This is a genomic window from Streptomyces sp. 1-11 (assembly GCF_007176755.1).
Classification (GTDB): Bacteria; Actinomycetota; Actinomycetes; order Streptomycetales; family Streptomycetaceae; genus Streptomyces.
The window spans coordinates 42,797-64,949 of record NZ_BJTV01000002.1 but is presented as its reverse complement, the minus strand read 5'-3'; the positions used below and the strand labels follow the sequence as shown (position 1 = coordinate 64,949).

Sequence of the window (22,153 nt, the reverse complement as noted above, 5' to 3'; positions counted from 1 at the left end):
GCTACCGGCCGGCCGGGCACCGGCGCGCCGCCCTCAGTCAGTCGCGCCGTCCGGCTCCAGGAGGGCGACCAGGGCGCGGGCCGCCGGGCTGGTGGCCCGCTCCGGCGGGAGCAGCGCGACGGTCTCGTACTCGGCCTCGACCGCCCCCTTCACCGGCAGTGCGGCGAGCGAGGGACGCTTGTGCCGGAAGTGCCGTGGGACGACGGCGATGCCGAGGTTCTCGTCGACCAGGTCCAGCAGGCTGTGCACGTCGTTCACCTCCAGCGCGACCGTGCGCCGGACACCGGCCGCGGCGAAGGCGGCGTCCGTGGTGCGGCGCGGGCCCCAGTCCGGGTGGAAGTCCACGAAGACCTCGCCGGACAGGTCGTCGGGAGCGGGCACCGCGCCCGCCGTGGCGAGCCGGTGGCTCGGGTGGCACAGCACCGTCATGGGCTCGCTGGTCAGCGACACCGAGCGGAGCTGGTCGCTGTCCGCCTGGGTGCGGTAGGCGAAGGCCAGGTCCAGTCGCCCGGCGGCCACCTCCTCGGCCAGCTCCCCCGACCCCGCCTGCCGCAGCCGGATCTCCACGTCCGGATGCCGGCGCCGGAAGGCCGCCAGCAGCCCCGCCACATGCACCCCGGCGATGCACTGCTCGGTGCCCAGCGCCAGGGTGCCGCGCAGCACGCCCTGCACCGCCGCCACCGCCTCGTGCGCCGACCGCACCTGCGCGAGGATCCGCTCGGCCTCCGCCAGCAGCGCACGCCCCGCCTCGGTGAGCGTCACCCGGCGGGTGGTCCGCACGAACAGCGGCGCCCGCAGCTCCCGCTCCAGCGCCCGGATCGAGGCCGACAGGCCGGACTGGGACACCATGAGCCGCTCGGCGGCCCGGGTGAAGTGCTGGTCCTCGGCGACCGCGACGAAGTGCTGGAGATGGCGCAGTTCCATGATTGAGAACCCTATCCGCTGAATACCATCGGATTCTCCTGTTGGACCGCTGCCCGCCGTTCGGTGAAGAGTGGAACTGGTAGATCTTGTGCCAACCCCTCTGGAGTCGCGTTGTACACCGCACACCCCGACCGCTACGCCGACATGCCCTACCGGCGCACGGGACGCAGCGGCCTGAAGCTCCCCGCGCTGTCGCTCGGCCTGTGGCACAACTTCGGGCCCGGCCGGCCCGCCGAGACCCAGCGCGCCATCCTGCGCCGCGCCTTCGACCTGGGCGTCACCCACTTCGACCTGGCCAACAACTACGGCCCGCCGCCCGGCGCCGCCGAGTCCGCGCTCGGCGAGGCCCTGAAGGCCGACTTCACCCCGTACCGCGACGAGCTGGTGATCTCCACCAAGGCCGGCTACCTGATGTGGCCCGGCCCGTACGGCGAATGGGGCTCGCGCAAGTACCTGCTGTCCTCGCTCGACCAGAGCCTGCAGCGCATGGGCCTGGACTACGTCGACATCTTCTACTCGCACCGCTTCGACCCGGACACTCCCCTGGAGGAGACGATGGGCGCCCTGCACACGGCGGTGCAGCAGGGCAAGGCGCTCTACGTCGGCGTCTCCAACTACTCCGCCGAGCAGACCCGTGAGGCCGCCCGGATCCTCGCCGGTCTCGGCACCCCGCTGCTCGTCCACCAGCCGCGCTACTCGATGCTCGACCGGCGCCCCGAGGACGAGGGCCTGCTGGACGCCCTGGACGAACTCCAGGCCGGCTCCGTCGTCTACTCCCCGCTGGAGCAGGGCCTGCTCACCGGGCGCTACCTCGACGGCATCCCGGAGGACTCCCGGGCCGCGAGCGACAGCCCGTTCCTGAACTCCGACGCCGTCACCGAGGACCTGGTGGGCCGGCTGCGCGCCCTGAACGAGATCGCCGAGTCCCGCGGCCAGACCCTGGCGCAGCTCGCCCTGGCCTGGGTGCTGCGCGGCGGCCGGGTCACCTCCGCGCTGGTCGGCGCCAGCAGCCCCGGGCAGCTCGAGGACAGTGTCGGGGCGGTGCGCCGCCTCGACTTCGACGACGAGGAACTGGCGCGCATCGACGCCCTGACGAAGGGCTGAGAACAGCGGTTCGCTACGGCCGAGGACAGCCGCGGCGAACGGCCGAGGACAGCCGTGGTGAACGGCCGAAGACAGCGGTGGTGAACGGCCGAAGACAGCCGTGGTGAACGGCTGAAGACAGCTGTGACGGGCGGCTGAAGACAGCCGTTGGTCAATGGCTGGGAACGCCGGAAGCGGCGGCCGGACCTGACGGGTCCGGCCGCCGCTTCCGCGCTTTTCGCGCACGCTGCCGCGGTGCGTCCGTGAATTCCGGGCACCGAATTCCGCTTGATGTCGTGACCGGCCCAGTCTCAGGCCATCGGGGGCACCCGGTCCAGGAATCCCAGCACCTGCCGGATGCGCCCCTCGCCGTCCAGGGTGATCACGTCGAACCCGGCCACCGGGGCCGAGCCCGCCTCGTCGACCAGCTCCCAGCCGAAGCGGGCGATGTCGTGGTGCCCGTCCACCGCGCCGAGCGGACGGAACACGAAACCGGGGAACTGCTCGTGGACCGCCGTGATCACGGCCGCGATCCCCTCGTGACCGCGCACCTCGGCCAGCGGGTCGGTGTAGCCGCCGTCCTCCGTCCAGGCCGCGGCGACCGCCTTGCGCAGCGCCTCCGGCTCGGTGGCGTTCCAGGCCTCGAAGTAACGGGCGACGGCGCTCTCGTAGTTCGCGGACATGGTGAATCAGCCTCCATCGAGGTCGTAATCGCTGGTCAGGAACCGGATCCGGGATTCGCCGATCCGGTGTGACCACCATGCCCGAGCGGCGCGTGGCGGGTCGATTACCTGCGGGGTAATGACGAGCCTTCGTATACCCGTGGTATTTCGGCCAGAGAACGCGGTGAATATGCCAGGAGACTGGCCGGAAAGTAATGGTGACAGTGTTTCATGAGTGGCGATACTCGAATGTCAGGGGCACTTCACCGCACAGGAGCCGCACGGAGAGCGAGGGCCGGCCGGCACACCAGCGAGGCGACGGGGGAGTGATCGTGCACGACGAATTCCTGTGCCACGTAACCGCGTACGGCATGTGCGACGGGCGGCGCATCGGCGTCCCGCTCGGCACCTATCGCGCGCCGACGCTGGCACTGGCCCTGTGGTGGCTGCGGGACCGGGCGTCCTGGATCGCCGAGCGGCTCGACCCGAGCCCCCAGGACTCCGCCTTCCCGGCGGCCGCGCTGGTCCCCGTGGCGGACACGGTGGCCGACGTGCCGGCCCTGCTGCGCGCCTGGTGCGCGGACGACGCCCGGCAGGAGCTGATCGCGGACGAACTGGCGGGCGGGCGGCTGGTGCGGATCGCCGCCAGCGACGACACCACCGAGTACGAACTGCTCGCCGAGTCGGTGGACGCGCTGCGGATGCAGCGCACCCTCCCGGCGCTCGTCATGCCCGTCGCCTGACCCGTGCCGGGGCGCCCGCCCGTGCGACGCCGGCCGCCCGGGTCGAGGGGGTGGGCCGCCCGGGCACACGGATGGGCTAATCGGTACAATTTTGGACATGGCGGAGCGGCCAATCGCCCCGACGGCGCCCGAACTCGTGCTCGAGACCGACGTGGGCTCCACGGTGATGAACCCGGGGCAGGACTACCTCGTCGGGCGTGACCCGCTGAGCGACATCGTGTTCGACGACGACCGGGTCTCGTGGCACCACGCGGTGCTGCACTGCGACCGCGACCGCTGGACGCTGCGGGACGCGCAGAGCACCAACGGCACCTTCGCCGACGGCCGCCGCATCGAGGAGTGGGACGTCCGCCCCGGCACCGTCATCCGCTTCGGCAACCCCTCCGACGGCCCCCGCGCGGTCCCCGTGGGCCCGTCCGAAAACACCGGGCATGCCGGGCGCGACGAACGCGAGGAACACGGGGAACACGACGAGCACGCCGAGCACGGCCCCGCCACCGTGTCGCACCCCGAGCTCACCCACACCTACCGCGCCCCGAGCAGTGTCCGTCCGCTGCCCGTGCGCACCGTCCGCATCGGCCGGGGCGAGGACAACGACCTCGTCGTCGACGACCTGACCGTCTCCCGCCACCACGCCGAGCTGCGGCACCACACCGACGGCAGCTACGAGATAGCCGACCTCGGCAGCCACAACGGCACCTACCTCAACGGCACCCCGGTCACCCGCGCCACGATCGGCCCCGGCGACCTCGTCGGCATCGGCCACGTCACCTACTGCCTGGTCGACCACGAACTGCAGGAGTACGTCGACACCGGGGAGGTCTCGCTCGACGTGCAGGACCTCACGGTCACCGTCACCGTCGACGGCGGCGAAAAGGTCATCCTCGACCACGTCTCCTTCCCGGTGGGGGAGAAGTGCCTGCTCGGAGTGGTCGGGCCGAGCGGCTCCGGCAAGTCGACGCTGCTCGGCGCCCTCACCGGGCAGCGGCCCGCCGACCACGGCACCGTGCTCTACGACGGCCGCGACCTCTACCACGACTACGCCGAACTGTGCCGGCGCATCGGCCTCGTCCCGCAGGACGACATCCTGCACCCCCAGCTCACCGTGCGCGCCGCCCTGTCCTACGCCGCCGAGCTGCGCTTCCCCGGGGACACGGCGCCGGCCGAACGGCGGGCCCGGGTGGACGAGGTGATCCGCGAGCTGAGCCTGGAGAAGCGGGCCGGTCAGTCGGTGCACAGCCTGTCCGGCGGCCAGCGCAAGCGGGTCAGCGTGGCACTGGAGCTGCTGACCAAACCGTCGCTGCTCTTCCTCGACGAGCCGACCTCCGGACTGGACCCGGGAATGGACCGGTCGGTCATGCACATGCTGCGCGGCCTGGCCGACGACGGCCGCACCGTCATCGTCGTCACGCACAGCGTGCTCAGCCTCGACGTCTGCGACCGCCTGCTGGTGCTCGCCCCCGGCGGCCGGGTCGCCTACTACGGCCGGCCCGCCGACGCCCTCGCCTTCTTCGGCTTCGAGCAGTGGCCGGAGGCCTTCGAGGCCTTCGACCGCGACCAGGACCGCGACTGGGCGGGGGAGTACGGCGGCTCCCCGTTCCACCGGCAGTACGTCACCGACGCCGCCCCCCAGCCCCCGCTGCCGTCCGCCGCACCGGCCGTCCCCGTGCCCGGGCTCCACCCACGCAGCTGGGGCGCCCAGCTGCGCACCCTGGTCCGCCGCTACACCGCCGTCCTCGCCGCCGACCGCACCTTCCTCGCCGTGATGATCGCGCTGCCGTTCGTCATGGGCGCCATGGCCCGGGCGCTGGCGGGCGGCCGGCTGACCCAGAACACCGCGGTGAACACGCTGCTCATCCTGTGCGTCGGCGCCGTCCTCACCGGAGCCGCCAACGCGGTGCGCGAACTCGTCAAGGAAAGGGCGGTGTACCGGCGCGAACGCGCCGTCGGCCTGCCCAGAACGGCCTACCTGATGTCCAAGGTGGTGGTGCTCGGCACGGTCACGGTGGTCCAGGCCGTCGTCCTCACCCAGGTCGCCCTGCTCGGCGTCGACCTGAACGCCCCCGGCGGCCGGGGCGTCCTGCTCCCACCGCTCGCCGAGATCACCGTCGCCGTCGCGCTGCTGGCCTTCTCGGCGATGATGCTCGGCCTGCTGATCTCCGCAGTGGTGCGCAAGGAGGAGGTGACGATGCCGCTGCTGGTGCTGCTCGCCATCGTCCAGGTCGTCTTCTGCGGCGCCCTGCTGCCGCTGCACGGGGTGCTCGGGCTCGAGGAAGTGTCCTGGCTGGTGCCCGCCCGCTGGGCGCTCGGCGCCATGGCCGGCACGCTCGGGCTGGCCCGGATCGCGCCCGGCACCGCCACCTCCGACCCGCTGTTCCGGCACTCCACCGGGATCTGGCTGCTGGACCTGGGCATGCTGCTGGTGCTCTCCATCGCCTACGGCGTGGTGGTCGCCCTGCTGCTGCGCCGGCAGGAACCCGCCGTGATGCGCAGACGGGCGGCCCGATGACGGCTACGGCGGACCCGGCCCTGGTGACGCGCTCGGTCCGGCCGGCTCCCCGGGCGTGTCGACCCGGCCCCGCCGGAGCGTCCGCCGGGTGGGCAGGGCGCCCAGGAAGCCGAGGACCAGCCCCCACAGGGCGCCCAGGCCCACCGCCTGCCACAGCCGGGGCCTGAGGAGCAGCTCCCCGGACAGGCCGCCGCCCAGATCCCCGATGCCGAGCAGCGACAGGCCGTAATGCGCCGAGATCCGGCAGAGCAGGCAGACCATCAGGACGGTCAGGGCCAGAGCGACGGCCAGCCGCACCGCGTGCTGCCAGGCCCGGACCCCGGGCGGGCACCGTGCCGCCATCACGACGGCCACCGCCGAGGTCAGCACCACCTGGGCGACCAGCAGCCACCACATGCCCCTGTCGTACTCGGTGAGGGTGCGCAGGTTCAGCGTGGAGATGTCCGGCGTGCGCAGGACGTGGTCCAGCACCGGGGGCATCGGCAGTCCGAACGGGCCGTCCACCCGCCCGTGCCAGGTGGCGCCCTGGCCCAGGGTGAGGGCGAGCCAGGCCAGGTTGGGCAGGCCGAGCAGGATCACCGCGAACGTCTCGGCGGGATGCCCGCGGGTCGCCGCCGACACCAGGGCCACCACGAGCGCCACGGCGACGTACCCGAGCAGCAGCAGGATCATGGCGTGGGCGGCCGGGCGCACCGGTCCGCTCAGCCGCAGCAGCCGTGCGGGCAGCGGCGCGCCGGGTGCGGCCAGCAGGGCGAGCAGCAGCACGCCGGCCAGCCACAGCAGCCCGAACAGCACGGTCAGCGGCACGTTCGCGGCGAAGCCGATCGTCGGCGCCCCGCCGAACAGGTCGGTGAGGTCGCTGAGCACGCCGTTGCCCACGTTCACGGCGAAGGTCTGGCGGGCGGCGAGGCCGAGGCCGACCAGCGCGAGCAGCCACAGCACCGCGAGCCGGGCGGCCCAGCCGGCCAGTTCCCTGGCCGAGGCGACCGCCCGGTGCCGCAGCGGACGCAGGAACCCGGCGCCGATCAGCAGGGCGCCGGCCAGGGTGACGGAGAGCGGCATGACGGTGAGGCCGGCCCGGGTCCGCGCCAGCGGGCCCGCGTCACCGGTGAGGTCGAGGGTGCCGCCGACCGCAGTCACCACGGTCGCGACGACGACCCGCGCGAACGCGCCGTCGGGCAGGTGCGAGGCGCCGGCCGCCCACAGCCCGAGCGCCGCGAGGACGAACATGGCGGCCAGCCCGGACAGCACCGTCAGCAGCGCCCGCAGCCAGCCGTGCCGGGCGGCGGGCGGCGCGTCGGCGGTCACAGGGCTCACCCTTGCCAGGCTAGGCACGACCGCCACGCTCCGCCCGCCGGCATGAGCCGTCCGGCGCCCTCACGGCCCGCCGGGGCCCGGGCGGCGGTGTGATCAGCGGGCATGACAGGCTGTGCGCGGTGGGCGAACGCATCCGGGGGACTGCCGGGCCCGGCTCTGGGTACGAGGACATGTGCACCATTGACCGGCCGGATCGGGCCTTCCGAGAGAGACATGCATGACCGAGCACCTGGGCGGGGCAGTGATACCGACTGGTTTCGACGTACCCGTGGAGCCGCTGAGACGGGCGGCGCACTACACCGGCGAACCCGGCTGCATCGCAGAGGCCCGCGCCTTCGCGGCCCAGTTCATGGAGCAGCTCAGGCACGAGTGGTGCGCGGGCATCGACGGCCGCACCGACGGTGAGCTGCTCCTCGTCGTGAGCGAGCTGGTCACCAACGCGGACCGGCACAGCAGCGGCCCGTACATCCTGGAGCTGGAGGGCACGGACGCGGCGGTCACGGTGGCGGTCTACGACAGCAGCGCGACCCTGCCCCGGCGTTATCCGAAGAACCCCGAGCGCGTCGGCCGGCACGGTCTGGAGATCGTGCACGCCGTGGCGGCGCAGGTCACCGTGGAGCGCGTACCCGTCGGCAAGCGGGTGTGCGCGCGGGTCGAGCTGAAGCGGTGAACCTCCGGCGCCCCCGGCCCGGATCCCTGGACCCCCGGACACCCCCTCGGACACGGGCCCCCGCGACGGTCCCGGTGGATGACAAACGTGAGCCCGGGCGCCAGGCGCCCGGGCTCACGTAGTGGCGTTCTGTCAGGCGCAACCGAGCTCGCCGAGCATCCCCTGGCGCAGCCGGGTGATGATCCGCTTGATCAGCCGGGACACGTGCATCTGGGAGCAGCCCAGCCGCTCCCCGATCTCCGCCTGGGTCGCCTCCTCGACGAACCGCATGTGGATGATCTGCCGGTCCCGGTCGCTGAGCTGGTGCATGAGCGGGGCCAGCGCGTGGAAGTCCTCGACGAGCCGCAGGCCCTCCTCCTCCACGCCGATGAAGTCGGCGAGCACGGCCTCGCCGTCCTCCGGTCCGTCGCCGGTGAGCGCGGCGTCCAGGGAGGCGGAGTTGTAGCCGTTGGAGGCGAGCTGGGCCTCGACCACCTGGTCCTCGGAGATGTTCATGAGAGTGGCCAGCTCGGCGACCGTCGGGTCCCGGTCCAGCCGGCTCGACAGCTCCTCGCGGGCCCGCGCCAGCTCGACGCGCATCTCCTGCAGCCGCCGCGGGACGTGCACCGCCCAGGTGGTGTCCCGGAAGAACCGCTTGATCTCGCCCACGATGTACGGCAGCGCGAAGGAGGTGAACTCGACCTCGCGCGCGAGCTCGAACCGGTCGATGGCCTTGATCAGGCCGATCATGCCGGTCTGGACGATGTCCTCCATGTCGTCGCCGCGGTTGCGGAAACGGCCCGCGGCGAACCGCACGAGCGACATGTTCATCTCGATGAGGGTGTTGCGCGCGTACTGGTACTCGTGCGTGCCCTCCTCCAGCTCCGTCAGCCGGCGGAAGAACTGGCGGGACAGCTCCCGGGCGTCACGGGGCGCGACGGCAGCGGGATCCGCGATACCGGGCAGCGACCCCTCTGCCGTCCTGTCCTGCTCGGTCCTCTCGACGGCCTCTGCCTCCGACCGGATCCCGGCGGTTTTCATTACCTCTCCCCACGTCAGTCACGGTTCGAGCCTGCCGCATCGGACTGTGGTCCGATCCCTGCCCATGTGGCGTCTCCCCCGCATACCCGGATTCCGGGGACGCATGCCTGCTCACGCGCCGGGTACCCCCGGATGGCGGATGCATGCCTGCGGGATTCCGGGATTTCGCCCCTGGGGTAATCGGGGCGAGTCCGGCCGCGCGGACGGCGGCGGCCCCTAGTCTGACCGGGTGAGCGACAAGGTGAGCGACGAAGCCCGCGTGATCCCCCTCCGCCCCGGACCCGGCCGCGCCGAGCGCGGCAGCACGGAGTCCGCCCGCCCCGGCGCGCCGCGGCCGGCGCCCGCGGAGCCGCTGTGGCGCGACCTCGTCGGGGACGTGCTGCGCCGCGAGCGGCAGGCCCAGGAGCGCACGCTCAGGGACGTGGCCGACGCCGCCCGCATCTCCCTGCCCTACCTCTCCGAGATCGAGCGCGGCCGCAAGGAGGCCTCCTCCGAGGTCCTCGCGGCCGCCGCCCGCGCCCTGGGCCTCGACCTCGGCGACCTCCTGTCGCGCACCCGGTCCGAGCTGGTACGCCGGACGAGCACGGCTCAGCGCATCGCGCACCGGGCGCCGCGCGCCGGGCTCCTCCTCGCGGCCTGACCGGACCGCCCGGGGCCCGGCCGGCCCGGCCCCGGTCAGCCGGCCGGCTCTTCCCGCAGCTGCCGGAAGAACGCCCGGACGTCGTCCACGAGCAGGTCCGGTTCCTCCATGGCCGCGAAGTGCCCGCCCCGGTCGAACTCCGTCCACCGCACGATGTTCTCGGTCCGGTCCGCCCGGTGGCGCAGCGGAAGCTGGGGTTCGGCCGGGAACAGGGCCACGGCCGTCGGCACCGGGGACGGTTCGGCGGGCCTGGCGGTACGGCCGGTGGCGTGCGCGCGCTCGTAGTAGATCCCGGCGGACGAACCGGCCGTACCGGTCAGCCAGTACAGCATCACGTTGGTCAGCAGCCGGTCCCGGTCGACCGCCTCCTCCGGCAGGTCCCGGGAATCGGTCCACTCCCGGAACTTCTCCACGATCCAGGCGAGCTGGCCGACCGGAGAGTCCGTCAGGGCGTAGGCGAGGGTGTGCGGGCGCGTCGACTGGAGCGCGACGTACCCCGTGCCCTCCCGCGTCCAGTCCTCCCAGCGGCGCCAGGACCTGAGCGCGTTCTCCCGCTCCCGCGGCCCGAGCGCGCCGAGCTCCTCCTCGCTCGGCCGGGTGGCCGCGTGGGCGCCCGGGAGCAGGTTGAGGTGGACGCCGGTCACCCGGTCCGGGTGCGCCCGGCCCAGCTCGCGGGAGACGGCGGCGCCCCAGTCGCCGCCCTGGGCGCCGAACCGCTCGTAGCCGAGCCGCCGCATCAGCTCAGCCCAGGCGTCCGCCACCCGCCCGGCCTCCCAGCCCGGTTCCGTGGTGGGCCCGGACAGCCCGAAGCCGGGCAGGCTGGGCACGACGACGTGGAAGGCGTCGGCCGCGTCGCCGCCGTGGGACACCGGGTCGGCGAGCGGCCCGGCCACGTCGAGGAACTCCACGACGGAGCCCGGCCACCCGTGGGTCAGGATCAGCGCGGTGGCGTCCGGCTCCGGGGAGCGCAGGTGCGCGAAGTGGATCCGGGCTCCGTCGACGACGGTGGTGAACTGCGGCCACTCGTTCAGCCGCGCCTCGGCGGCGCGCCAGTCGTACTTGTGCCGCCAGTACTCGGCCAGCTCCCGCAGATAGCCGGCCGGGACCCCGTACTCCCAGCCCGGGGCCGGCGGCTCGGCGGGCCAGCGGGTGCGGTCCAGGCGGTCGTGCAGGTCGTCCAGGTCGCTCTGCGGGACCGACAGGCTGAAGGGCCGGATGCTCTCGGCGGGCGAGGAGGTCATGATCGGGATGCTAGGCGCGGCTCCCGTCCGGTCCCGCGGATCGCGGGCCACGTTCACCCGGGCGGAGCACGGGTCCCGTTCACCCGCGGGGGTGGTCCGGCCGCGCCGCCGATGAGTTCCGCGCGGCGCACCGGTCGTCATGGGTGACCGCGTTCCACACCCGGGAGGTACCCATGAACACCGACGGACTCGTCACATGTCTCTGGTTCGACGGCCAGGCAGAGGAGGCGGCCGAGTTCTACGTCTCGGTCTTCAAGAACTCGAGCGTCGGCCGGATCAGCCGCTACCCAGAGGGCAGCCCCGGACAGGCCGGTGCGGTGATGACCGTGGAGTTCACGGCCAACGGGCAGCGGTTCGTCGGGCTCAACGGCGGACCCCAGTTCACGTTCAACGAGGCGATCTCGTTCCAGCTCCACTGCTCCGACCAGCGGGAGATCGACCACTACTGGAGCCGGCTCACCGAGAACGGCGGCGAGGGCGGCCCCTGCGGCTGGCTCAAGGACCGCTACGGCGTCTCCTGGCAGGTCGTCTACGACCGGCTGATCGACATGGTCTGCGAACCGGACACGGAGAAGGCCGAGCGCGTCACCCGCGCCATGATGAGCATGGGCAAACTGGACGTCGCCGCGCTGGAGAAGGCGTACGCGGGGGAGTAGGCCGGCCGGTGTCCCGCGCCCGGCGAGCGCGCCGGGCGCGGGATGACTAGCGTTCTGTGCAGGGGCGGACCGGCGCCGACCGGCCGAGCGGAGAGGGCTGCCACCATGGCCGTGCAACCTGAGGGAACGCCCTGCTGGGCCGATGCCATGTTCGGCGACCTGGAGCGCGCCCGGACCTTCTACGGCGAGGTCCTCGGCTGGACCTTCGGCGAGTCGTCGCCGTCGTACGGCAACTACACCCAGGCCTACGCCGACGACCAGGCGGTGGCCGCGGTGGTGCCGCCCATGCCGGGGCAGGAGGGCCAGCCCCAGTGGTGCCTGTACTTCGCCTCTCCGGACGCCGCCGCCACCGCGGAGCGGATCCGGGACAACGGCGGAGAGGTGCTGATGGAGCCGATGCGGGTCGGCGAGTTCGGCACCATGTGCCTGGCCCGCGAGCCCAGCGGCGCCGTGTTCGGCGTGTGGCAGGCGGGCAGCCACGAGGGCTTCGACGCCACCGCGGTGCCCGGCGCCTACTGCTGGGCGGAGGTCTTCACCCGCGACCCCGAGCGCACGGACGCCTTCCTGACCGCCGTCTTCCCGTACCGGGCGAAGCGGATCGCGGACGACGCGATCGACTTCCGCACGTTCGACCTCGGCGAGGAGACCGTCCTCGGCCGGATGCGGATGACCGACGACTTCCCGCCCGAGGTGCCCTCCTACATCAACGTCTACTGGACCGTCGCCGACTGCGACGCGGCCGTGGCCCGGGCGGTCGATCTCGGCGCCGTCCTGCACTTCGGGCCGATGACGAGCCCGTTCGGCCGGTTCGCATCGCTCAGCGACCCGCAGGGCGCCAACTTCTCGGTGATCGACATCCGGACCACCGAGGGCGAGATGCCGGGGTTCGACGACGACTGACCCGCGGCCGGGAGGGACCCGCTCCGGCGGTGGCCGCGGGCGTGGCATGATCGGCCGTATGCGTGAACGTGTGGTGGCCGCGTGCGACGGGGCTTCGAAGGGAAACCCGGGACCGGCCGGATGGGCGTGGGTGGTCTCCGACGACGAGCGGACCGCGGCCCGCTGGGAGTCCGGCCCGCTCGGCCGGGCCACCAACAACGTCGCCGAGCTGACCGCTCTGGAGCGGCTGCTCACCGCCGTCGACCCGGACGTCGCGCTGGAGGTCCGGATGGACTCCCAGTACGCGATGAAGGCCGTCACCACCTGGCTGCCGGGCTGGAAGCGCAACGGCTGGAAGACCGCGGCCGGCAAGCCGGTCGCCAACCAGGAGCTCGTGGTGCGCATCGACGCGCTGCTCGACGGCCGGTCGGTCGAGTTCCGCTACGTCCCCGCCCACCAGGTGGACGGGGACCCGCTGAACGACTTCGCCGACCGCGCCGCCAGCCAGGCCGCCACCGTGCAGGAGGCGGCCGGCAGCGCCCTCGGCTCGCCCGAGCCCCCGCCCTCGCCCGACACGCCGGCGGCCGGGGCCGCACGGAAGAAGGCGCCCCGCCGCGCCGGCGCCGGTGCCGCCGCCCGTTCCTCCTCCCGCACGATCAAGGCGAAGTTCCCCGGCCGCTGCCTGTGCGGCCGCTCCTACGCGGCCGGCGAGTCCATCGCCAAGAACGCGCAGGGCTGGGGACACCCGGAGTGCCGCACCGCGGACGCCTGACCGGCGGCCCCGCGGTCCGCGCCGGGCGTCAGCGGTCGAGCGTGTCGAAGGTGTAGAACCGCGTGTGGTCCAGCAGGTCCGCCGGACGCACGTCGTTCCAGGGCTTCATCGTCTCGTTCAGGTCGACGACGTCCGGCGTGCCGCCCGCCGGCACGTACCCCGCGTCCGGGTGCCCGCGCTGCCACCGGGCCCACAGCTTGTCGACGTAGGCGTGGTGCAGCCAGAACACCGGGTCGTTGGGCGAGACGCCGGTGCCCATCTGGCCGCCGACCCACACATGCACCCGGTTGTGCAGGTTCACCCCGCGCCACCCCTCCAGGTGGTTGCGGAAGCCGTCCGAGGCGCTGTTGTACGGCATCGCGTCGTACGCCGTCATCGACAGCACGGACTCCACCTCCGCGCGCGTGGGCAGTTCCCGCACGCCGGCGCCGAGCGAGCGGCGCAGGAACGTACGGCCGTCCACCCGCACGCTGATCGGCCAGTCGCCGGTGGCGGCGGCGAACGGGCCGTCCGTCACCCGGCCGTCCGAGGCGCGCCCGGTCCCGCCGAGGAAGTCCGGCGCCCACAGCGAGGCGCGGACGGTGCGATCGGTGCTCCAGTCCCAGTACGGCAGCGCCACCGAGGGGTCGACCGACTGCAGGGCGCGCTCGAAGTCCAGCAGGAATCTGCGGTGCCAGGGCAGGAAGGACGGGGAGCGGTGCCCGGTCCGCTCGCCCGTGTCGGTGTCGGACATGATGAAGCCGTTGTGGGTGCGGACGAACTCGTCGTAGCGTCCGTCGCGCTTGAGCGCGAGGACGGCGCCGACGAAGCGGCGCTTCTCGTCGGCGGTGAGATCGGCCTGGTTCTTGCGTACGGTCATGTGCGCGGTGCTCCGGGTGTGCCTGCGGGGGCGGTCAGTTGGCGGGGAAGGGCAGCAGCGTGGCGCCCCGCAGCTCGTCCACCGCGGCGCGGGCGGCGGCGCGCGGGGTGGGCACCGGGGCGTAGTGGCTGACCACGCTGATCCAGGTCCCGTCGGCGTTGCGCATCACGTGCAGCTCCACGCCGTCGACGAACACCGCGTAGCCGCCGCCGTGTTCGTGGTGGGCGCCGCCGCCGTCCGAGGGACGGCCCTGTATCCGCCGGCCCTTGTAGACCTCGTCGAAGGGCTCCGGCGCGCCGTGGTGGTGTTCGGCGGCCCGCGCGGCGGGCGCGGCGAGTGCGGCGGCCGGGGCCGCAGTGGTGAGACCGGCCGCAGTGGTGAGGCCGGCGGCCGTGGTGAGCGCGCGGCGCCGGGTGAGTTCGGGCATGCGGGTTCTCCTGCGAGGGGAGTGAGTGGTGACCCCGCATGCCTATCGGGCCTCGCGCAGGAGGGTGAAATCATCCGGAAGCGGTTGGCTGCGATCAGGACAATTGGTTACACATCGTGCAAGGTTGAACCAAGGTGATCTTGCTGTCGCGGTGGGCCGTCCGGTCGCGGAACAGGCAATTCCTTGCGGCCGGGGGCGCGAACGCGGTGTTCCTTCCCGTGGATGGGCCGCCCGAGTGGCGCGCGTCACCGCGCCAGGCTGACGCGATCCGCCGACCCGCCCCCACGGGCGAGCCACTGCTACCCTGCGGTCTCGTCCGAGCACGTTGAGTAATCGTCAGGGGTGTGCGCGTGAAGGTCGTCTGTGTCGGAGGCGGGCCCGCGGGCCTGTACCTCGCCATCCTGCTCAAGCGGCAGCACCCGTCCCACGACGTCACCGTCCACGAGCGCGACCCGGAGGGGTCGACCTACGGCTGGGGCGTCACCTACTGGCGCGGGCTGCTCGACCGGCTGCACGCACACGACCCGGAGTCCGCGGCGGCGATCGAGGAGAGCTCGGTGCGCTGGAACGAGGGCGTGGCCCACATCCACGGCCGGACCGCCCGGCAGCCCGGCGACGAGGGGCACGGCATCGGGCGCCACCGCCTGCTCGAGATCCTGGCCGGGCGCGCCCGCTCCCTGGGCGTGCGGCTGGAGTACACCAGCGAGGTCCCGGCCGCCGCCGTGCCGGAGGCCGATCTGGTCGTGGCGGCCGACGGCGTCCACAGCGCGCTGCGCACCCGGCACGCCGGCCACTTCGGCACCCGGCTCGAAGAGGGCCGCAACCGCTACGTCTGGCTGGGCACCACCAAGGTCTTCGACGCCTTCACCTTCGCCTTCGTGGAGACCGGGCACGGCTGGATCTGGGCGTACGGCTACAAGTACAGCGACGACCACAGCACCTGCGTCGTGGAGTGCGCCCCGGACACCCTCACCGGACTCGGCCTCGACCGGGCGGACCGGGGCGAGGGGCTCGCGCTGCTGGAGAAGCTCTTCGCCGGCGTGCTCGACGGCCACCCCCTCATCGACCGCGCCCCGGCCGGCGGCGGCGCGCCGTGGCCGGCCTTCCGAACCCTCACCAACCGCACCTGGCACCACGGCAACGTCGTGCTGCTCGGCGACGCCGCGCACACCACGCACTACTCCATCGGCGCGGGCACCACCCTCGCGCTGGAGGACGCCATGTGCCTCGCCGGCTCCCTGCGCCGGCACGCCTCGCTGTCCGAGGCGCTGACCGCCTACGAACGGCAGCGCAGGTCCGAACTGCTCTCGGCGCAGAGCGCGGCCCGCTACAGCGCCCAGTGGTACGAGAACCTGCCGCGCTACGTCCAGTTGCCTCCGCACCGGATGTTCGCCCTGCTCGGCCAGCGTCACTCCCCGCTGCTGCCCCACGTGCCGCCGCAGCTCTACTACGGCATCGACAAGGCGGCCGGCCAACTGGAGGTGCTGCGCAGGCTCAAGCGCTGGCTCGGCCCCCGGGCCGCCCGTGCCCTGCACGCCCGGGCGGCGGCCGACCGGCGCTGAGCCGCAGACGTTGGTGAATGGCCATTCACTCGTTAAGGTGAATTGTTATTCACCAACGTCTTCACGCTGCCCGCAGGAGCGCCGATGACCCAGTCAGCACCGACGTCCCAGTCCGGCACCGGCGCGGCACCGACCCGGCTGCGGGACCGGTTCACCATCCCCGTGCTGGCCTCGGGCGGCATCCTCATGGCCGTCATGCAGACGGTCGTCGTCCCGCTGCTGCCCGACCTGCCGCGGCTCACCGGGGCGTCGGCGGCCGCCGTCTCCTGGATGGTCACCGCCACCCTGCTCTCCGGGGCGGTGCTCACCCCCGTGCTCGGCCGGGCGGGCGACATGTACGGCAAGCGCCGGGTGCTCATCGGCGCGCTCGCCCTGATGACCGCCGGCTCCGTGATGTGCGCCCTGTCCGCCGACATCGGCGTGCTCATCGCGGCCCGCGCGCTCCAGGGCGCCGCCGCCTCCGTCGTACCGCTGTCCATCAGCATCCTGCGCGACGAACTGCCGCCGGAGCGCCGCGGCTCGGCGGTCGCGCTGATGAGCTCCACGGTCGGCATCGGCGCCGCGCTCGGCCTCCCGCTGGCCGCGCTGGTGGTGCAGTACGCCGACTGGCACACCATGTTCTGGCTGACCAGCGTCCTCGGCGCGCTCGGCGTGACCGCGACCTGGTGGGCGGTCAAGGAGTCCCCGGTGCGCGAGCCGGGCCGCTTCGACGTCCTCGGCGCGCTGGGCCTGGCCGCCGGTCTGGTGAGCCTGCTCCTCGGCGTGTCGCAGGGCGGCCAGTGGGGCTGGGGCAGCCCCCGCGTCCTCGGACTGTTCCTCGCCGCCGCCGCGATCCTCGTCCTGTGGTGGTGGTGGCAGTTGCGGACCGCCGGGCCGCTGGTCGACCTGCGCCTGGTCACCCGGCCACGGGTGGGCCTGTCCCATGTGGCGGCCATGCTGACCGGGTTCGCCTTCTACGCCAACTCACTGGTGACCGCCCAGCTCGTGCAGGCGCCGAAGGCCACCGGCTACGGCCTCGGCCTGTCGATCGTCGCCACCGGCCTGTGCCTGCTGCCCGGCGGCGTCACCATGCTGCTCTTCTCGCCGCTGTCCGCCCGCATCTCGGCCTCCCGCGGCCCGCGCATCACCCTCGCCCTCGGCGCCGCCGTCATCGCCTGCGGCTACGCGCTGCGCATCGCCGACAGCCGCGACCTGTGGATGATCATCCTCGGCGCCACGGTGGTCGCCACCGGCACCACCCTCGCCTACTCCGCGCTGCCGACCCTCATCCTGCGCGCCGTCCCGGCCGCCCAGACGGCCTCCGCGAACGGCGTCAACGTCCTGATGCGCACCATCGGCCAGGCCACCTCCAGCGCCGCCGTCGCCGCCGTCCTGGTCCACCACACCAGCCTCGTCGGCGGCGTCCCGGTGGCCACCCTGCACGGCTACCTGCTGGCGTTCACGATGGCCGGCGCCGTCGCCCTGGTCGCCTGCGCGGCCGCCCTGTCCATACCCGGCGACGGGCCCTCCGGCGGCATCCGGCGCGCCCGCGGCGCCACCCGGGGCGCACGCGACGGAGCGATGGAGGGAGCATGAGGGCGTGAGCACCTCATCCGGCCCCCGGGCAGCCGCCCCCGCACCGCGCGAAACCGCCCCCGCGCCCCGCGGACCCGCGTCCGCACCCGGTGAGGCCGCGCCCGCCCGGCGCGACGCCGAGGCCACCAGGACGGCCATCCTCAAGGCCGCCCGGTACCTCCTCGCCCGCCACGCGCACGCCGACATCACCCTCCGGGCGGTCGCCGAGCGGGCCGGGGTCAGCCCGCCGCTGATCCTCAAGTACTTCGGCAACAAGGACGCCCTGTTCGCCCGCGTGATGTCCTTCGACACCGACGCCGACGACCTGCTCGACGCGCCCCTGGAGGAACTGGGCCGGCACATGGTCCGGCACGTCCTGGCCAGCCAGCGCGACCGCGGCGCCGACCCGCTGCTGCGGATCGCCTTCGCCCCCCTGCACGGCGACCACGGCGAGGTGCTGCGCGCCAACTTCCGCGCCCAGGTGACCGGACGCCTCGCCGCCCGGCTCACCGGCCCGGACCCGGGACTGCGCGCCGAACTCGCCGTCGCGGGCCTGCTGGGCCTGGGCGTGATGTACGGCGTCGCCCGCGGTCCGCACCTGCGCGGGACCGACCTCGACGCCGTCGCCGACCGCTACGGCCCGCTCGTCCAGGCCCAGTTGACGCCCTGACCCGGCCGGACCCGCCCCACCGGTCCGGCACCCCGGCGGCCCCGGTGCGGCAGGCGCGGGCCGCGCCGGAACCACCCGGTCCGCCGGGCCGCCGGGCCGGATGACAGACTGGACGGTATGGACGAACGCGTAATCGACAGGTCGGGACAGTGGGCGTCGGTCGTCGGACTCGGCACCTGGCAGCTCGGTGCGGACTGGGGCGAGGTGGACGACAAGGAGGCCCTGTCCGTCCTGGAGACGGCGGCCGAGTCCGGGGTCACCTTCTTCGACACGGCCGACGTGTACGGGGACGGACGCAGCGAGGAGACCATCGCCGGCTTCCTGCGCGGCCGGCCCGACCTGCATGTGCTCGTGGCCACCAAGATGGGCCGCCGGCTGGAGCAGACGCCCGAGAACTACGTGCTGGACAACTTCCGCGCCTGGAACGACCGGTCCCGCCGCAACCTCGGCGTCGACCGCATCGACCTGGTCCAGCTCCACTGCCCGCCGACCGCCGTCTACTCCTCCGACGCGGTGTACGACGCCCTCGACACGCTGGTGGCGGAGGAGCGCGTCGCGGCGTACGGCGTGAGCGTGGAGACCTGCGCCGAGGCGCTCACCGCGATCGCCCGGCCGAACGTGGCGAGCGTGCAGATCATCCTCAACCCGTTCCGCATGAAGCCCCTCCTGGAGGTGCTCCCGGCGGCCCGCGAGGCGGGCGTCGGCATCATCGCGCGGGTGCCGCTCGCCTCCGGCCTGCTGTCCGGCAAGTACACCAGGGACACCGTCTTCGCCGCCGACGACCACCGCACCTACAACCGGCACGGCGAGGCCTTCGACCAGGGCGAGACCTTCTCCGGCGTCGACTACGCGACCGGCGTCGAGGCGGCCGCCGAGTTCGCCGCGCTCGCCCCCGAGGGCTTCACCCCGGCCCAGCTCGCCCTGCGCTGGATCATCGAGCAGCCCGGTGTGACCACGGTCATCCCCGGCGCCCGCAACCCGGAGCAGGCCCGCGCCAACGCGGCCGCCGCCAAGCTGCCGGCGCTCTCCGCCGAGACGCACGCGGCGATCCGCGACCTGTACGACCGCCGGATCCGGGAGCAGGTCGAACACCGCTGGTAGCCGCCGTGAAACCGTCCGTTTGAGCGGACGTTCACCCGGATAAACGGATCGCATGAAACAGGAGGGGCGGCGTACCGGCCGCGACGAGACCGAGGAGGAGCGGGCCGACCGGATGTGGGGTGAACTCATCCAGGAGGTCCGCGTCGCCCAGACCGGTGTGCAGATCCTCTTCGGTTTCCTGCTCACCGTGGTCTTCCAGCAGAAGTACGCAACCCTGGCCCACGCCGACCAGGTCATCTACATCGTGACGGTCGTCCTGGGCGCCTGCGCGACCGGCGCCCTCATCGGGCCGGTGTCGCTGCACCGCCTGGTCTCCGGCCGGCGGGTCAAGCCGCAGGCGGTGCGGATCGCCTCCCGGCTGACCTTCGTGGGCCTGGTCCTGCTGCTGTTGACGATGACCTCGTCGCTGCTGCTGATCCTCCGGGTGGCCACCCACAACGGCTACGTGCCCTACCTCGTCGCCGGTGTGGTCGCCTGGTACCTGGTCTGCTGGTACGGGCTGCCCCTGTGGGCTCGCCGCCGGCACACCGGCCGCATCGACGGCTGACCGGCCCGCTCACTCGCCGCCGCTCATCCGCTGGCGGGTGCCTCGAGTGCCGCCAGCCGGCGGTCGTGCACCCTGCTGAGCAGCAGCAGCGACAGCACCGCCCCGATCAGGGCGCAGAACATGTCCCACTGGGTGTCCCAGACGTCGCCCTGGGTGGCGAGGAACGCGTCCGCGCCGTGCCCGCCGATCTCGGCGGCCGCCCACTCCAGCAGTTCGAAGGACGCGCTGAAGGCGAGACACGCGCACACGGTGAGCGGGGCCAGCCAGCGGCTGCCGCGCAACGGTGAGGTGCGCACGAGGAGTTCGCGCACCAGGACGGCCGGGACGAAGCCCTGCATCAGGTGGCCGAAACGGTCGTACGGGTTGCGGGAGAGACCGAACTCGTCACGGACCCAGTCGCCCACCGGCACCCGCGCATAGGTGTAGTGGCCCCCGACGGCGAGCACCAGGGCGTGCGCGGCGAGCAGCCCGCAGAGCAGGCCGGTCAGCGGGAAGCGCCGCCAGACCAGCACCACCAGCGGCAGCCCCGCCAGCACCCAGAACGTCTCCAGCAGCCAGGTGGTGCGGTCGCGCACGCCCCACGCCGACACGGCGAGACCCACGGCCACCACGACCGCGAACAGGGCGGGCGGCACACGGCGCGGCGAGGGGACCGGGGCGGGGCGCACTGCGGTCATGGCGGGGCTCCTTGCCAGGGGACGTGGCGGTCGAAGGAGCCCCATCGTGCGGCCGGCGGGCGGGCGCGGACATGAGTACGGCTACTCAGGGCGCCCGGGCCCGCCACTCAGCCCGTGGAGAGGATCTCCGCCAGCAAGTCGTCCATCCGGACCTCCTCCTGACCACGCGCCACCAGCTCGTGGGTCTGCCGCAGGAACGCGGCGAGCGCGGGCGCCCAGGCGTACACCACCGCGTGGTGGCGGCCGCCGTCGGCCCGGTAGTCGCCGAGGAACTCCATGCGCAGCTCGCGCCACCGTCCGGTGGAGACCGGCCGCAGCCGCACGTCGCCGATGCCGACCGGGCCGGCCAGCCCGTCGAGGAGCATCTCCCGGTCGAGCCGCCACCGGGCCAGCACCCGGCCGTCGTGGCCGAACGCGGCGGTGACGGCGAACGGGTCCTCGGCGTCGTAGCTCAGGTGGGCGAGCACCGGACACCGGGCGGTACCCTCCGCCTGGAGCTGCACCACCAGGGTCTTGTGCACGAAGCGGTTCACGCAAGGTCCTCCGGAAGCGATGGGCGTAGGGACCTCTAGTACCCCGTACGGCCCGGAAATGCTCATCCGTGCGGCTGAATCCCCGCCGCCTCCCCGCGCGTCCGCAAGTGCCGTGTCAGGCGAACGCCTCGCGCAGGGCGGGCAGCAGGGTCTTCGCCGACCAGTCGAGGAACTCGGGCTGCGAGTCGCCGCCGATCTGCACCAGGGCGATCTCCCCGAACCCGGCCTCGGCGTACGGCCGTACGGCCTCCACGAAGGCGTCCGGGTCGTCGCCGCACGGGATGGCGGAGGAGACGTCGTCCGGGGTCACGAACTGGGTCGCGGCCTCGAAGGAGTCCGGGTGCGGCAGCTCGGCGTTCACCTTCCAGCCCAGGCCGAACCAGCGGAACTGGGCGTGGGCCCGCTTGACCGCGGCGTCCCGGTCGGGGTCGTAGCACACCGGGAGCTGGCCCACGCGGGGCTTGCCCGCGCCGCCGTGCCGGTCGAAGGCCTCCAGCAGCCCCTTCTTCGGCTCGGTGGCGATGACCAGGTCGGCGAGGTCCCCGGCGAGCTTGCAGGACTGCTCGCCGGACACCGCGACGCCGATCGGCGGCGCCTGCTCCGGCAGGTCCCACAGCCGCGCCGACTCCACGTCGTAGTGCGTGCCGTGGTGGGTGACGTGGCCGCCCTCCAGCAGCGAGCGGATGATCTCCATCGCCTCCCGCAGCATCTCGTGGCGCACGTCCGCCGGGGGCCAGCCGCCGCCCACCACGTGCTCGTTGAGGTTCTCGCCGGCGCCGAGCCCGAGCCGGAACCTGCCCTCGGACAGCAGCTGCATGGTCGCCGCCTTCTGCGCCACCACGGCGGGGTGGTAGCGCAGCAGCGGGCAGGTCACGTAGGTCATCAGCGGGATCCGCGAGGTGGCCTGCGCCGCGGCGCCGAGCACGCTCCACGCGTACGGGGCGTGGCCCTGGGCGCGCAGCCACGGGAAGTAGTGGTCCGAGGTCACCGAGAAGTCGAAGCCCGCCTCCTCGGCCCGTACCACGTGGTCCACCAGGTCCCGGGGGCCGGCCTGCTCGGTCATCATCGTGTATCCGATTTGCACCATAGGACGCGAGTTCCCGGGCC

General features: G+C 73.2%; 23 protein-coding genes. 13 read left to right on the top strand and 10 right to left on the bottom strand.

From position 1 onward, the window contains the following. Positions 1–33 precede the first annotated feature (33 nt). The gene (locus TNCT1_RS04625; protein WP_143628499.1) at positions 34–924 is read right to left on the bottom strand and encodes a LysR substrate-binding domain-containing protein; all 891 of its coding nucleotides are present in this window, start codon (positions 922–924) and stop codon (positions 34–36) included. A gap of 111 nt (positions 925–1,035) precedes the next feature. Between TNCT1_RS04625 and mgrA the strand changes: the two genes are divergently transcribed. Beyond that, the gene (gene mgrA, locus TNCT1_RS04620) at positions 1,036–2,028 is read left to right on the top strand and encodes an L-glyceraldehyde 3-phosphate reductase (protein WP_143628496.1); all 993 of its coding nucleotides are present in this window, start codon (positions 1,036–1,038) and stop codon (positions 2,026–2,028) included. A gap of 290 nt (positions 2,029–2,318) precedes the next feature. Here the strand turns inward: mgrA and TNCT1_RS04615 are convergent, their stop codons facing one another. After that, positions 2,319–2,690, bottom strand: coding sequence for a nuclear transport factor 2 family protein (locus TNCT1_RS04615; protein WP_143628493.1), 372 nt, complete (start codon positions 2,688–2,690; stop codon positions 2,319–2,321). 311 nt (positions 2,691–3,001) lie between these two features. Between TNCT1_RS04615 and TNCT1_RS04610 the strand changes: the two genes are divergently transcribed. Next, on the top strand, positions 3,002–3,412 hold the full coding sequence (locus TNCT1_RS04610; protein ID WP_143628490.1) for a hypothetical protein: 411 nt from the start codon (positions 3,002–3,004) through the stop codon (positions 3,410–3,412). Between the two features lie 97 nt (positions 3,413–3,509). Beyond that, complete coding sequence (locus TNCT1_RS04605; RefSeq protein ID WP_143628487.1) at positions 3,510–5,921, top strand: FHA domain-containing protein; 2,412 nt, start codon at positions 3,510–3,512, stop codon at positions 5,919–5,921. A gap of 3 nt (positions 5,922–5,924) precedes the next feature. On the opposite strand, the gene TNCT1_RS04600 is transcribed toward TNCT1_RS04605, so the two are convergent. Continuing rightward, complete coding sequence (locus TNCT1_RS04600; protein WP_143628485.1) at positions 5,925–7,238, bottom strand: streptophobe family protein; 1,314 nt, start codon at positions 7,236–7,238, stop codon at positions 5,925–5,927. A gap of 217 nt (positions 7,239–7,455) precedes the next feature. Here TNCT1_RS04600 and TNCT1_RS04595 point away from each other — a divergent pair, with 217 nt between their 5' ends. Further along, complete coding sequence (locus TNCT1_RS04595; RefSeq protein ID WP_143628483.1) at positions 7,456–7,908, top strand: ATP-binding protein; 453 nt, start codon at positions 7,456–7,458, stop codon at positions 7,906–7,908. Positions 7,909–8,040: 132 nt separating this feature from the next. On the opposite strand, the gene TNCT1_RS04590 is transcribed toward TNCT1_RS04595, so the two are convergent. Continuing rightward, positions 8,041–8,928, bottom strand: a complete 888-nt coding sequence (locus tag TNCT1_RS04590) for an RNA polymerase sigma factor SigF (RefSeq protein WP_143628480.1) — start codon at positions 8,926–8,928, stop codon at positions 8,041–8,043. 229 nt (positions 8,929–9,157) lie between these two features. On the opposite strand from TNCT1_RS04590, the gene TNCT1_RS04585 reads away from it, so the two are divergent. Next, positions 9,158–9,568 carry a RodZ family helix-turn-helix domain-containing protein gene (locus TNCT1_RS04585; RefSeq protein WP_143628478.1) on the top strand — a complete coding sequence of 137 codons (411 nt, stop codon included), beginning with the start codon at positions 9,158–9,160 and terminating at the stop codon, positions 9,566–9,568. Positions 9,569–9,603: 35 nt separating this feature from the next. Here TNCT1_RS04585 and TNCT1_RS04580 read toward each other — a convergent pair whose 3' ends face one another. Beyond that, positions 9,604–10,809 carry an epoxide hydrolase family protein gene (locus TNCT1_RS04580; RefSeq protein WP_143628476.1) on the bottom strand — a complete coding sequence of 402 codons (1,206 nt, stop codon included), beginning with the start codon at positions 10,807–10,809 and terminating at the stop codon, positions 9,604–9,606. 173 nt (positions 10,810–10,982) lie between these two features. Between TNCT1_RS04580 and TNCT1_RS04575 the strand changes: the two genes are divergently transcribed. From TNCT1_RS04575 to TNCT1_RS04565, 3 genes are all read left to right on the top strand, one after another. Further along, a complete protein-coding gene (locus tag TNCT1_RS04575; RefSeq protein ID WP_143628474.1) occupies positions 10,983–11,465 on the top strand; it encodes a VOC family protein in 483 nt (160 codons plus the stop codon). Positions 11,466–11,570: 105 nt separating this feature from the next. Next, positions 11,571–12,365, top strand: coding sequence for a VOC family protein (locus TNCT1_RS04570; RefSeq protein WP_143628473.1), 795 nt, complete (start codon positions 11,571–11,573; stop codon positions 12,363–12,365). Positions 12,366–12,411: 46 nt separating this feature from the next. Next, entirely contained in the window at positions 12,412–13,116 is a 705-nt protein-coding gene (locus TNCT1_RS04565) for a ribonuclease H (protein WP_143628471.1), read from the top strand. A gap of 28 nt (positions 13,117–13,144) precedes the next feature. On the opposite strand, the gene TNCT1_RS04560 is transcribed toward TNCT1_RS04565, so the two are convergent. Together TNCT1_RS04560 and TNCT1_RS04555 are read right to left on the bottom strand one after the other, a co-directional pair. Next, positions 13,145–13,975 carry a tyrosinase family protein gene (locus TNCT1_RS04560; protein WP_143628469.1) on the bottom strand — a complete coding sequence of 277 codons (831 nt, stop codon included), beginning with the start codon at positions 13,973–13,975 and terminating at the stop codon, positions 13,145–13,147. A 34-nt stretch (positions 13,976–14,009) separates the two neighbouring features. Continuing rightward, entirely contained in the window at positions 14,010–14,402 is a 393-nt protein-coding gene (locus tag TNCT1_RS04555) for a tyrosinase cofactor (RefSeq protein WP_143628467.1), read from the bottom strand. A 344-nt stretch (positions 14,403–14,746) separates the two neighbouring features. Here TNCT1_RS04555 and TNCT1_RS04550 point away from each other — a divergent pair, with 344 nt between their 5' ends. From TNCT1_RS04550 to TNCT1_RS04530, 5 genes are all read left to right on the top strand, one after another. Further along, positions 14,747–15,964, top strand: a complete 1,218-nt coding sequence (locus TNCT1_RS04550; RefSeq protein ID WP_143628465.1) for an FAD-dependent monooxygenase — start codon at positions 14,747–14,749, stop codon at positions 15,962–15,964. A gap of 84 nt (positions 15,965–16,048) precedes the next feature. Beyond that, a complete protein-coding gene (locus TNCT1_RS04545) occupies positions 16,049–17,539 on the top strand; it encodes an MFS transporter (RefSeq protein WP_143628464.1) in 1,491 nt (496 codons plus the stop codon). A gap of 4 nt (positions 17,540–17,543) precedes the next feature. Next, on the top strand, positions 17,544–18,188 hold the full coding sequence (locus TNCT1_RS04540) for a TetR family transcriptional regulator (protein WP_143628462.1): 645 nt from the start codon (positions 17,544–17,546) through the stop codon (positions 18,186–18,188). A gap of 117 nt (positions 18,189–18,305) precedes the next feature. Further along, complete coding sequence (locus tag TNCT1_RS04535; protein ID WP_143628460.1) at positions 18,306–19,289, top strand: aldo/keto reductase; 984 nt, start codon at positions 18,306–18,308, stop codon at positions 19,287–19,289. A 52-nt stretch (positions 19,290–19,341) separates the two neighbouring features. Next, positions 19,342–19,836 (top strand): DUF6328 family protein, encoded by a 495-nt coding sequence (locus tag TNCT1_RS04530; RefSeq protein WP_143628457.1) that lies wholly within the window; start codon positions 19,342–19,344, stop codon positions 19,834–19,836. 23 nt (positions 19,837–19,859) lie between these two features. Here TNCT1_RS04530 and TNCT1_RS04525 read toward each other — a convergent pair whose 3' ends face one another. The 3 genes from TNCT1_RS04525 to TNCT1_RS04515 all read right to left on the bottom strand — a co-directional run bounded on the left by TNCT1_RS04525 (position 19,860) and on the right by TNCT1_RS04515 (position 22,133). Next, on the bottom strand, positions 19,860–20,513 hold the full coding sequence (locus TNCT1_RS04525; RefSeq protein ID WP_174266148.1) for a DUF2238 domain-containing protein: 654 nt from the start codon (positions 20,511–20,513) through the stop codon (positions 19,860–19,862). A 107-nt stretch (positions 20,514–20,620) separates the two neighbouring features. Then, positions 20,621–21,046 (bottom strand): SsgA family sporulation/cell division regulator, encoded by a 426-nt coding sequence (locus TNCT1_RS04520; protein WP_143628454.1) that lies wholly within the window; start codon positions 21,044–21,046, stop codon positions 20,621–20,623. Between the two features lie 115 nt (positions 21,047–21,161). Then, the gene (locus tag TNCT1_RS04515; protein ID WP_143628452.1) at positions 21,162–22,133 is read right to left on the bottom strand and encodes an LLM class F420-dependent oxidoreductase; all 972 of its coding nucleotides are present in this window, start codon (positions 22,131–22,133) and stop codon (positions 21,162–21,164) included. Positions 22,134–22,153 lie beyond the last annotated feature (20 nt).

What these genes read in the sequence shown, in the direction of transcription:
- TNCT1_RS04625 (WP_143628499.1), bottom strand. Translation starts at nt 924, where the DNA reads ATGGAACTGCGCCATCTCCAGCACTTCGTCGCGGTCGCCGAGGACCAG.
- TNCT1_RS04615 (WP_143628493.1), bottom strand. Translation starts at nt 2,690, where the DNA reads ATGTCCGCGAACTACGAGAGCGCCGTCGCCCGTTACTTCGAGGCCTGG.
- TNCT1_RS04605 (WP_143628487.1), top strand. Translation starts at nt 3,510, where the DNA reads ATGGCGGAGCGGCCAATCGCCCCGACGGCGCCCGAACTCGTGCTCGAG.
- TNCT1_RS04595 (WP_143628483.1), top strand. Translation starts at nt 7,456, where the DNA reads ATGACCGAGCACCTGGGCGGGGCAGTGATACCGACTGGTTTCGACGTA.
- TNCT1_RS04590 (WP_143628480.1), bottom strand. Translation starts at nt 8,928, where the DNA reads ATGAAAACCGCCGGGATCCGGTCGGAGGCAGAGGCCGTCGAGAGGACC.
- TNCT1_RS04580 (WP_143628476.1), bottom strand. Translation starts at nt 10,809, where the DNA reads ATGACCTCCTCGCCCGCCGAGAGCATCCGGCCCTTCAGCCTGTCGGTC.
- TNCT1_RS04575 (WP_143628474.1), top strand. Translation starts at nt 10,983, where the DNA reads ATGAACACCGACGGACTCGTCACATGTCTCTGGTTCGACGGCCAGGCA.
- TNCT1_RS04570 (WP_143628473.1), top strand. Translation starts at nt 11,571, where the DNA reads ATGGCCGTGCAACCTGAGGGAACGCCCTGCTGGGCCGATGCCATGTTC.
- TNCT1_RS04565 (WP_143628471.1), top strand. Translation starts at nt 12,412, where the DNA reads ATGATCGGCCGTATGCGTGAACGTGTGGTGGCCGCGTGCGACGGGGCT.
- TNCT1_RS04560 (WP_143628469.1), bottom strand. Translation starts at nt 13,975, where the DNA reads ATGACCGTACGCAAGAACCAGGCCGATCTCACCGCCGACGAGAAGCGC.
- TNCT1_RS04555 (WP_143628467.1), bottom strand. Translation starts at nt 14,402, where the DNA reads ATGCCCGAACTCACCCGGCGCCGCGCGCTCACCACGGCCGCCGGCCTC.
- TNCT1_RS04545 (WP_143628464.1), top strand. Translation starts at nt 16,049, where the DNA reads ATGACCCAGTCAGCACCGACGTCCCAGTCCGGCACCGGCGCGGCACCG.
- TNCT1_RS04535 (WP_143628460.1), top strand. Translation starts at nt 18,306, where the DNA reads ATGGACGAACGCGTAATCGACAGGTCGGGACAGTGGGCGTCGGTCGTC.
- TNCT1_RS04530 (WP_143628457.1), top strand. Translation starts at nt 19,342, where the DNA reads ATGAAACAGGAGGGGCGGCGTACCGGCCGCGACGAGACCGAGGAGGAG.
- TNCT1_RS04525 (WP_174266148.1), bottom strand. Translation starts at nt 20,513, where the DNA reads ATGACCGCAGTGCGCCCCGCCCCGGTCCCCTCGCCGCGCCGTGTGCCG.
- TNCT1_RS04515 (WP_143628452.1), bottom strand. Translation starts at nt 22,133, where the DNA reads ATGGTGCAAATCGGATACACGATGATGACCGAGCAGGCCGGCCCCCGG.